Source organism: Variovorax atrisoli (assembly GCF_014195185.1).
Taxonomy (GTDB): domain Bacteria; phylum Pseudomonadota; class Gammaproteobacteria; order Burkholderiales; family Burkholderiaceae_C; genus Variovorax; species Variovorax atrisoli.
Genome location: NZ_JACIBG010000001.1, coordinates 1,457,289 through 1,467,215, shown reverse-complemented (window position 1 = coordinate 1,467,215; position 9,927 = coordinate 1,457,289). Strand labels below are relative to the sequence as shown.

Here is a 9,927-nt window from a genome sequence, read left to right as displayed (position 1 = left end):
ACCAAGGTGCACGACCCGAAGACGCAGAGCACGTGGAGCCGGATGTGGGGTGCTGCGGTGCGCTACTCGAAGCAGTCGGCGAACTACGTGGCGAAAGCTGCGGCGAGCCAGCTGCCCGATGGGGTTGCGAGCAGGGTCAATGGCGTGATCACGCAGATGCTGGACTTCAAGCAGCAACTGCGTGGGCAGCTGTCGAGGCTGGCGGACAAGGAGGCCCAGGCCAGCATCATGTGGCTGCTTCACAAGCTGCGGGATGCGTTGCTGAAGAAGAAGGGCCAGCGTGCCGCGATCGTGTCGCCGCACGCGGGGGCCAAGGCGGAGAAAGAAAATCCGGGCACTCCGCTCGGTCACATTTCCAAGCAGGCCGATGCCCAGGGAACCGGAGGCTGCAAGAACTGCCCCGCGCCGGCGCGCAAGGGTGCATCCATCAGCCTGAGTACCGGCAACGAGAGCTTCACCCACACCGACTTCGTGCTGGCAGCACCGCTGCCGATCGAATGGGCTCGCACCTACGCCAGCGACCTCGACGCCTTCGACCGAGGCAGCCTCGGCGCCCGCTGGATCACCCCCTACAGCATGCGCGTGGACGTGACCACGCCACCGCGAGGCGCACGCCAGGGCCAGCCCAGCCTCGTCCACCACGCCGCCGACGGCCGCAGCCACGCGTACCCGGTGCTGGCAGTGGGCCAGGCCTACTTCGACCCGATCGAGGAAGTGCGCGTCTCGCGTCTGAGCGAGAGCCTGCTGGCGCTGGACTTCGGCAAACCGCTGCCCGAAGGCGAGCAGAGCGAGTGGCGCGAGATCTACGAATACGTCGACAGCAGGCAGCCTCACTTCAGGCTCGTCGCGCAGCAGGCCAAGGACGGCATGACCATCGGCCTGCGCTACGACCATGTGATCGCGGCAACGGGCGAGCGGGTGCTCAGCGACATCATCAGCAAGCACGGCGAGGCCGTCATGGCCCACGTGGGCACCAGGCCCGATGCGCAGACCGGGCTCATCCAGTCGCTGTGGGAGCTGAAGGACGGCCAGGTCGTGCGCCAGCTGGCCGGCTACACCCACGACGGCGAGCGCGACCTTGTCTCGGCCCAGGACGAAGACGGCGCCAGCTGGAGCTACACCTACAGCCACCACCTCGTGACCCGCTACACCGACCGCACCGGCCGGGGCATGAACCTGGAGTACGACGGCACGGGCCCCGACGCCAAGGCCGTGCGCGAGTGGTCCGACGACGGCAGCTTCGCGCTGAAGCTGGAGTGGGACCGCAACATCCGGCTGACCTACGTGACCGATGCGCTGGGCGGGGAGACCTGGCACTACTACGACATCCAGGGCTACACCTACCGCATCATCCATCCGGACGGGCTGCAGGAGTGGTTCTTCCGCGACGACGCGAAGAACATCACGCGCCACGTGCACACCGACGGCACGACGGACGACTACACCTACGACGCTGACGGCAACCTGCAGACGCACACGCGTGCCGATGGAAGCCGCGTGCACTACGAGTACGACCGGCTGAACCGGCTCACGGGCATCCGTGACGGGGAAGGTGGTGTGTGGAAGCGCGACTACGACGCGCAGGGCCATCTCACCGAAGAGATCGATCCGCTGGGCCACAAGACCGAGTACGCCTACGACAAGGCCGGCAGGCCCGTGCGCATCACTGGTGCTAAAGGCGGCGTCAAGGTGCTCGCCTATTCCCCATCCGGCCAGCTGCTGAGCTACACCGACTGCTCCGCCAAGACCAGCCGCTGGGAATACGACGATCGAGGCCGCCTGGTCAAGGCCACCGATGCCGCCGGCAACGCCACCAGCTATCGCTATGCCGCCGGCCAGCTCGAAGAGATCGAACAGCCCGACAGGACGAGCGAGCATTTCGAGCACGACGCCGAAGGTCGCTTGCTCGTGCACACCGACGCGCTGGGGCGCGCCACGCGCTACAGCTACACGCGCGCCGGCCTGATCGCCGGCCGCACCGACGCCGCCGGCCGTTCGCTCAGGTACCACTGGGACCTGCTGGGCCGCCTGACCGAACTGCACAACGAGAACGGCAGCCGCTACGACTTCCGCTACGACCCGGTGGGCCGACTGCTGGAAGAAACCGGCTTCGACCGCAAGGCCACCCAGTACGTCCACGAAGAGACAACGGGCGTGCTCGCCGAAGTGATCGAGGCCGGCCACCGCACCGAGCTCGAATTCGATCCACTCGGCCGCCTGAGCGAACGCCGCGCCGACGGGCAATCCGAACGCTTCGCCTACGACCGCAACGGCCGCCTGCTCGAGGCGACCAACAGCGATGCGCGCCTGCAGTGGTTCTACGACCCGGCCGGCAACCTGACGCGCGAGCACCATCATTACCTGGAGCGCAAGCGCACGGCAGTCTGGCAGCACCGCTACGACGAACTCAACCATCGCGTCGCCACCGTACGGCCCGACGGGCATGTCACCCAGTGGCTGACATACGGCTCCGGCCATGTGCACGGCCTGATGATCGACGGCCAGGACATCCTCGGCTTCGAGCGCGACGACCTGCACCGGGAGATCGCACGCGAGCAAGGCAACGGACTGAGCCAGCGGCAGAAATACGACCCGGCGGGCCGGCTGCTCGAACAGCACATTTCCCGCACCAGGCCAGGCGCCATCGAATCGACCACCGGCATCCAGCGCCGCTACACCTACGACAAGGCTGGCCAGTTGGTGACCATCGGCGACAGCCGCCGAGGCAGCCTGAACTACCGCTACGACCCGGTGGGCCGCCTGCTCGAAGCCAACAGCCGCCTCGGGCGCGAGACCTTCGCTTTCGACCCCGCAGGCAACATCGTCGATCCGCCCCCGGCCAACGAGCCGCTGAGGCACCCAGCCGGCAAGCTGCTGGACAACCTGCTGAAGAATTACGCCGGCACCAGCTACCGCTACGACGAGCGCGGCAACATGACCGAGCGCGTACGCAACGGCTGGCGCACCGTCTTCGCATGGGACGGCTTCAACCGCATGACAGCGGCGACCGACCACAGCGGCATCACCACCACCTTCAGTTATGACGCGCTGGGGCGTCGTCTTTCCAAGAGTTCGGGCGACACCACTACGCTGTTCGGCTGGGACGGCGACGTGCTCGCATTCGAGAGCACGCAGAGCAGTTCAGCGATCGAGGAGGGCGGCGAGCACGGCTGGAGCGTGCACTACATCCACGAGCCGAACTCGTTCGTGCCGCTGATGCAGGTGCGCCGTGCGAGCGCGATGCCGCTGAGCGAGACGACGGATGCGAAGGCGCTGATGGAGGCCAATGGAGGCGCCTACGACATCGAGCAGGATTCGTTGTGGAACGGCGAGCAGAGGCAGGTGCCGCGGGCGTTTGACAGAAGGGAGATGGCGTTCTACCAGTGCGACCATCTGGGCACGCCGCAGGAACTGACGGACCACGAGGGGAGCATTGCGTGGTCGGCGCAGTACAAGGCGTGGGGAGAGGCGCGGGAGGCGATCAGCGAGGCTGGGAGAAGGGCGGGGTTCAGGAATCCGATTCGGTTTCAGGGGCAGTATTGGGATGAAGAGACGGGGTTGCACTACAACCGGTATCGGTATTACGACCCTTTCTCGGGCAGATTTATCTCCAAGGATCCAATCGGGCTCCAAGGCGATATCAATGTCCATTTATTCGCACCCAACGCGGTCGAATGGGTGGATCCCATGGGACTTGCAAGGTTGCCCAAGGCAGATAGATACCACGGGAAAAAACCTGAATATGACGACCCCGGACACCACGATCCAAAATCATCAAATTTCAGAGGCGGCGGTGCTGGAAAGACATCTTTGATACCGTGCAACGCATCTCAGCTATTTAAAGGCGCAATACCTGATAAAGAGGGTAAGCATTGGTATGCCCTCGACGATAACGGAGTTGTTCACCGTTTCGGTAACAGCAACGATGGGAAGGCGCACTGGAATGGAGATAGCTCGCAAGGAAGAGGGGTGGTCGTGCCGCCTGAAGTTCAGAAAAGAATTGATTCAATGCGTAAAGACGGGGTCACCAGTTTGAAAGGTTGTTCAATTGATTGAGAAAAAATTCCCGCTGCAAGTTAAGGTTGAAAAGAGCTTGCTGGGCGGCAGAATGTTTGCCCAGTGTTGTTTTGTGGTGGCCGACAAGGTTATCGGAGATTTTGATCAAACGATGCTGTTTGGAAATCTGGAGTTGGCTACTTCGGATCTAATTAAAAGACTGAAGGGGTTGCCTGACTATGATTTTAAAAATGCAGGTAATGTGGAAGAGGTTTTTAATGGAATGAGTTCGGCTTTTTTGCAGGGGGATTTCAGTTTCTTTGAGAAAATCCCGGATTACATGAAGCGCTACGAATTGAGTTCCGATAAATTTTCTGCCATACCGCTGGCTGTTGAAGCCTTTGATGGGGAGCAGGCATTTTTGTTCAAATTCAATGAATTCTGGCAATTTTCATGGCGGCAGTGGGCGAGCGACGAAATTAACAGCATCGCGCTAGATCGTGATGCGTTTGTTGTGGAGTTGGAATTGGCGTTGAAGTCATGAAAACCCGCGACGGGCCTGTCGAATTTTTTGTATGCCTAGAATGACGGCTATTTTTGGGTTTTTTAATAGTAATCCTTGATATTATGCTTGGTCCCTTCAGTGATCAAGAGTTGGAGTCCCTCGATGCCATTGAGGGTCAATTGATTTTGGCTCGCGTACCTGGCTCCCGGATGATCGGAATGTGTGCAAATTTCTTGCTGTCTACCGTTCCGCGTGCGCATGGGAAGCAATTTTTGGTAATAGAAGAAGAGATTCTATTAAATATGAGTCTTGGATTGGCAGTGTTCGACACAGGCGCAAGCAATAGAAGCGAAACGATAAAAGCTAGTCGGATGCAGCTTTGGAGGATTCACGATCATCTGCAGCGCGAGCAGCCTTCCCTGGCTGCTCTGGCTCGGTGTGGCATATTTTGTTTATGTGACGAAGAATGGGACCCAGACAGCAGCGAAGATCCAACCCCAATTCCGTTTTTCTTTTCCTGCTGAAAAGATTCGACCGGGCGATCGGCATGGACTTCCTGAACTACGCCCGCGCCCATCTGCTCTCCGGCTGCTAGCCGCTGCTACCGATCGCGGATGAGGCAGTCTCATGGCCGAACCTCGGGTTTCCGATAACTAAATCACCTTGATTTAGTCCCTCCACTACCCGATAGTCCCCTTGCACCCGGACGCCCGCTTCCCACCACGCGATCCGGATCCAAAACCGCAGGCGCAAACCAACCGCCCGCTCAAGGAGACAAACCATGCACACCAGCCCCCGCTCCGTCCTCGCCCTGGCTGCACTGTCGCTCGCCGCAGTTGCTGCGTCGACCGCTGCCTTCGCCGCCGACCAGCCCGTCATCGGCCTCGTGACCAAGACCGAAACCAACCCCTTCTTCGTGAAGATGAAGGAGGGCGCCCAGGAAGAGGCCAAGAAGCAGGGCGCGAAGCTGCTGTCCGGCGCGGGCAAGGCAGACGGCGACAACGCCGGGCAGATCACGGCGATGGAGAACATGATCGCGGCCGGCGCCAAGACCATCCTCATCACGCCGAGCGATGCCAAGGCCATCGTTCCCGCGATCAAGAAGGCGCGTGACAAGGGCGTGATGGTGATCGCGCTCGACAGCCCGGCCGATCCGCCGGATGCGACCGACGCGCTCTTCGCCACCAACAACTACACCGCCGGCGTGCTGATCGGCGAGTACGCGAAGGCCGCGATGGCGGGCAAGCCGGCGAAGATCGTCGCGCTCGACCTGCTGCCGGGCCACCCGGTGGGCGCGCAGCGCCACAACGGCTTCATGAAGGGCTTCGGCCTGCAGGCCAACGACGCGAAGTCGAACGAGTTGTCGAAGGCGCCCGAGATCGTCTGCATGGCCGACAGCTACGGCGACCAGGCCAAGGCGCAGACGGTGATGGAGAACTGCCTCCAGAAGGCGCCCGACGTGAACCTGGTCTACACCATCAACGAGCCCGCCGCCGCCGGTGCGTACAACGCACTCAAGCGCGCCGGCAAGGAGAAGGGCGTGATGATCGTGTCGGTCGACGGCGGCTGCCAGGGCATCAAGGACACGGCCGCCGGCATCATCGCCGCGACCTCGCAGCAGTACCCGCTGAAGATGGCCGCGATGGGCGTGGCCGCAGGTGTCGAATACGCCAAGACGGGCAAGAAGGCTTCGGGCTATGTCGATACGGGCGTGACGCTGATCGCGGGCAAGAGCGTGGCGGGCGTCGACAGCAAGGACACCAAGACCGGTGCCGAGCTGTGCTGGGGCAAGAAGTAAGCAGCCGAGCTGACGACGAATTCCAGAGAGGCACATCTCGATGGCGAAATCCGCATCAGCCACGCACCACATCCCGTGGGGCGCCCTGGGGCCGTGGCTGGCCCTGCTGGGCGCATGCATCTTCTTCGCGACCCAGTCCGACCGCTTTCTCACGGGCGGCAATCTCTCGCTGATCCTGCAGCAGGTGATGGTGGTCGGCGTGATCGCCATCGGCCAGACGCTGGTGATCCTCACGGCGGGCATCGACCTGTCGTGCGGCATGGTGATGGCGCTGGGCGGCATCATCATGAGCAAGTTCGCCACCGAGCTCGGCCTGCCGGCGCCGGTGGCCATCCTCTGCGGCATCGGGGTGACTACGCTGTTCGGCCTTGCCAATGGCCTTCTGGTCACCCGCATCAAGCTGCCGCCGTTCATCGTGACGCTGGGCACGCTGAACATCGCCTTCGCGATCACGCAGCTTTATTCGTCGTCGCAGACCATCACCGACCTGCCCGGCGGCCTCACGGGCCTGGGCACCACCTTCACCATCGGCGGAGCCGAAGTGGCCTGGGGCTCGGTGCTGATGGTGGTGCTCTATTTCCTCGCGTGGTTCGTGCTGCGCGAGACAGCGGCGGGACGGCACGTCTACGCGGTGGGCAACAACGCCGAGGCCACGCGCCTCGTGGGCATCCCGACCCAGCGCGTATTGCTGGGCGTGTATGTGATGGCGGGCGTGCTCTACGGCATCGCCTCGCTGCTGTCGGTGGCGCGCACCGGCGTGGGTGACCCGAACGCGGGCCAGACCGAGAACCTCGACGCCATCACGGCCGTGGTGCTCGGCGGCACCAGCCTCTTCGGCGGCCGCGGCATCGTGCTGGGGTCGCTGATCGGCGTGCTGATCGTGGGCGTGTTCCGCAACGGGCTCACGCTGATGGGCGTGTCTTCGATCTACCAGGTGCTGGTGACAGGCATCCTGGTGATCCTGGCCGTGACGGCCGACCAACTCTCGCGCAGGGGAGCCCGCTAGCATGAAGCTCACCCCCAGTCTTCGCGCACTTCGTGTCGCTTCGCCAACCCCCTTGCAGGGGGCAACGCCTGCGGCCGGGCAGAGCCCGTTCCGCGGCGTTCCCCGAGGGGGCCGCGCCAGTCTCGTCGGCCGCGGTTCGCGTGCCAGCGTGGTGGAGAACTGAAATGAACACGACTACTACGGACCGCAAGGTCGTGATGCAGGCCAAGGGCCTGGTGAAGCGCTACGGACAGGTCACCGCGCTCGCCGGCGTCGACTTCGAGCTGCGCGAGGGAGAGATCCTCGCGGTGATCGGCGACAACGGCGCGGGCAAGTCCTCGCTCATCAAGGCGCTGTCGGGCGCGATCGTGCCCGACGAGGGGCAGATCCTGCTCGACGGCAAGCCGGTCAACTTCCGCAATCCGCTGGAGGCGCGCCGCGCGGGCATCGAGACGGTCTATCAGGACCTGGCCGTGGCGCCCGCCATGACCATCTACGAGAACCTGTTCCTCGGACGCGAGCTGCGCCGGCCCGGCTTCATGGGCAACGTGCTGCGCATGCTCGACAAGAAGAAGATGCTGCAGGAAAGCACCGCGCGAATGGCCGACCTGAAGGTCGGCATCCAGTCGATGACGCAGGCGGTCGAGACGCTCTCGGGCGGCCAGCGCCAGTGCGTGGCCGTGGCGCGCAGCGCGGCTTTCGCGCGGCACGTGGTCATCATGGACGAGCCCACCGCCGCGCTCGGCGTGAAGGAGGGCAACATGGTGCTGGAGCTGATCCGCCGTGTGCGCGACCGCGGCCTGCCCGTGGTGCTCATCAGCCACAACATGCCGCACGTGTTCGAGGTGGCCGACCGCATCCACGTGGCCCGCCTGGGCCGCCGGGCGGCCGTGCTCGACCCGAAGAAGATCAGCATGAGCGACACCGTCGCCGTCATGACCGGCGCCATGCCGCCCGACCAGCTGCCCGCGGAGGCGCATGCCTGATGCGCAAGCACCCCCAGCTGTGCGCACGCCCGACCTGCTGCGGCCCCGCGGCTCCAACCAGGTCGGCATGCGCCAGTTCAACGAGCGCACGGTACTGCAGGCGCTGCGCGTTCACGGCAGCCTGCCCAAGGCCGACCTGGCCCGGCTGACCGGGCTGAGCGCGCAGACCATCGGGCTCATCACGGCGCGGCTGGAGGAAGACGGACTCATCGTCAAGCAAAGCCGCGTGCGCGGGCGCATCGGCCAGCCCTCCGTGCCGCTGGCGCTCAACCCCGACGGTGCCTTCGCCATCGGCATCAAGGTGGGCCGGCGCGGCGCCGAATGGCTGCTGATCGACTTCGCTGCGCAGGTGCGCGAGCGCCACGCCATCGGCTACGACTTTCCCGACGCCGACGAGCTGCTGCCCGCCATCGCGCAGCACATCCACCGCCTGCGCGACGGCCTGGGGCCGCTGGCCGCGCGCAACGTGGGCGTGGGACTGGCCGCGCCCTTCCTGCTCGGCGGCTGGCACCGCACGCTGGGGCTGTCGAAGGCGCAGTCGGACCTGTGGAACCAGATGGACCTGGCCGCCGAGGTGCGGTCGCGCATCGACCTGCCGGTGAGCTTCGCGCGCGACACGGTGGCGGCCTGCGTGGCCGAACTGGTGGGCGGGCGCGGGCACGACCTGAAGAGCTTTCTCTACATCTTCGTCGACACCTTCGTGGGCGGCGGGCTGGTCATCAACTCGCACCTGCACACCGGCGCGCATGGCAATGCGGGCGCGCTGGCATCGCTGCCGATGCAGCCGCCGGGCACCCGTGGGGCGCTGCCGCCGCAGCTGGTCGCGCAGGCATCGCTGTGGGAGCTCGAACAGCGCCTGTCGGCCGAAGGCCTGGACCCCATGGCTGCCTACGACGACCGCGCGCTGCAGCCGCCTTTCGCACAGACCACGACGGCCTGGCTGGCCAGCGCATCGCAGGCGCTGGCGCATGCCATCGTGTGCGGCACCGCCATGCTCGACCTGTCCGACGTGGTGGTGGACGGCTCCATGTCACGCCTGTTGCTGCAGGCGCTGCTCGACCAGACCCGCGACGCGCTCGACCACTGCAACTGGGAGGGCCTCTGGCAGCCGCAGCTGCATGGCGGCAAGGCCGGCGCGCAGGCCTGCGCACTGGGTGGCGCGATGCTGCCGCTGCACGCGAACTTCGCGCCGGATCACGATGTGTTCCTGAAGGCGGCCTAGCCCGCGTGCCCGCCCTGACCGGTCTTTCGCGATCGCGCGAGGCTCAGCGCCTCGGCGATCATCGGCTTGACCCTCTCGAAGGTCTTGGCGCTCGGGTTGATCACGCTGACCCAGTACATCTTCGCGTAAAGCGGATGCGGCATCAGCGTGTCGATCGCGCTGTAGTCGGGCGCGGCCGGCTGCTCGCCGAAGAGCGCGCGGAAGGTCTCCTTGCCCACGCCGAGGTTCAGCCGGAACACGCCAGGGCGGTCCAGCTTCGAGGCGTTGTCGAACTCGTTGTCCTTCGTCACGATGGTCGTGAAAGGGAACTTGTCGTCGCCGTCGTGGAAGAAGAAGGTGTTGTCGTCGGCGATCTGGAAATGGCCGCCGGCCAGCATGTCGATGAGGTATTGGGTGATCGCGTCTTCGGTCATGGGCGCGATCTTGCCCGTATTC

General features: G+C 64.4%; 7 protein-coding genes. 6 read left to right on the top strand and 1 reads right to left on the bottom strand.

Translation table 11 applies throughout. The annotated features are described in order from the left end of the window. The 6 genes from FHY06_RS06945 to FHY06_RS06920 all read left to right on the top strand — a co-directional run. The coding region (locus tag FHY06_RS06945) for an RHS repeat-associated core domain-containing protein (protein ID WP_184604048.1) at nucleotides 1-4,056 on the top strand (4,056 nt) is incomplete at its 5' end. After that, nucleotides 4,049-4,540, top strand: coding sequence for a hypothetical protein (locus tag FHY06_RS06940; RefSeq protein ID WP_184604046.1), 492 nt, complete (start codon nucleotides 4,049-4,051; stop codon nucleotides 4,538-4,540). The genes FHY06_RS06945 and FHY06_RS06940, both read left to right, overlap by 8 nt. Nucleotides 4,541-5,282: 742 nt before the next feature. Next, complete coding sequence (locus tag FHY06_RS06935; protein ID WP_126182299.1) at nucleotides 5,283-6,299, top strand: sugar ABC transporter substrate-binding protein; 1,017 nt, start codon at nucleotides 5,283-5,285, stop codon at nucleotides 6,297-6,299. Nucleotides 6,300-6,339: 40 nt separating this feature from the next. Further along, nucleotides 6,340-7,305, top strand: coding sequence for an ABC transporter permease (locus FHY06_RS06930; protein ID WP_019651914.1), 966 nt, complete (start codon nucleotides 6,340-6,342; stop codon nucleotides 7,303-7,305). 164 nt (nucleotides 7,306-7,469) lie between these two features. Beyond that, nucleotides 7,470-8,270 carry an ATP-binding cassette domain-containing protein gene (locus FHY06_RS06925; protein WP_019651915.1) on the top strand — a complete coding sequence of 267 codons (801 nt, stop codon included), beginning with the start codon at nucleotides 7,470-7,472 and terminating at the stop codon, nucleotides 8,268-8,270. Beyond that, entirely contained in the window at nucleotides 8,263-9,492 is a 1,230-nt protein-coding gene (locus tag FHY06_RS06920; RefSeq protein ID WP_019651916.1) for an ROK family transcriptional regulator, read from the top strand. Before FHY06_RS06925 ends, FHY06_RS06920 begins: the two co-directional genes overlap by 8 nt. Here FHY06_RS06920 and FHY06_RS06915 read toward each other — a convergent pair. Further along, nucleotides 9,489-9,905: a DUF6194 family protein gene (locus FHY06_RS06915; protein WP_184604044.1), complete on the bottom strand. Its 417-nt coding sequence runs from the start codon at nucleotides 9,903-9,905 to the stop codon at nucleotides 9,489-9,491. The two genes, FHY06_RS06920 and FHY06_RS06915, sit on opposite strands and share 4 nt — an antisense overlap. Between the last annotated feature and the right edge of the window lie 22 nt (nucleotides 9,906-9,927).

Excerpts from the sequence above, each read along its gene's own strand:
- FHY06_RS06925 (WP_019651915.1), top strand. The coding sequence starts at position 7,470 with ATGAACACGACTACTACGGACCGCAAGGTCGTGATGCAGGCCAAGGGC.
- FHY06_RS06930 (WP_019651914.1), top strand. The coding sequence starts at position 6,340 with ATGGCGAAATCCGCATCAGCCACGCACCACATCCCGTGGGGCGCCCTG.
- FHY06_RS06935 (WP_126182299.1), top strand. The coding sequence starts at position 5,283 with ATGCACACCAGCCCCCGCTCCGTCCTCGCCCTGGCTGCACTGTCGCTC.
- FHY06_RS06920 (WP_019651916.1), top strand. The coding sequence starts at position 8,263 with ATGCCTGATGCGCAAGCACCCCCAGCTGTGCGCACGCCCGACCTGCTG.
- FHY06_RS06915 (WP_184604044.1), bottom strand. The coding sequence starts at position 9,905 with ATGACCGAAGACGCGATCACCCAATACCTCATCGACATGCTGGCCGGC.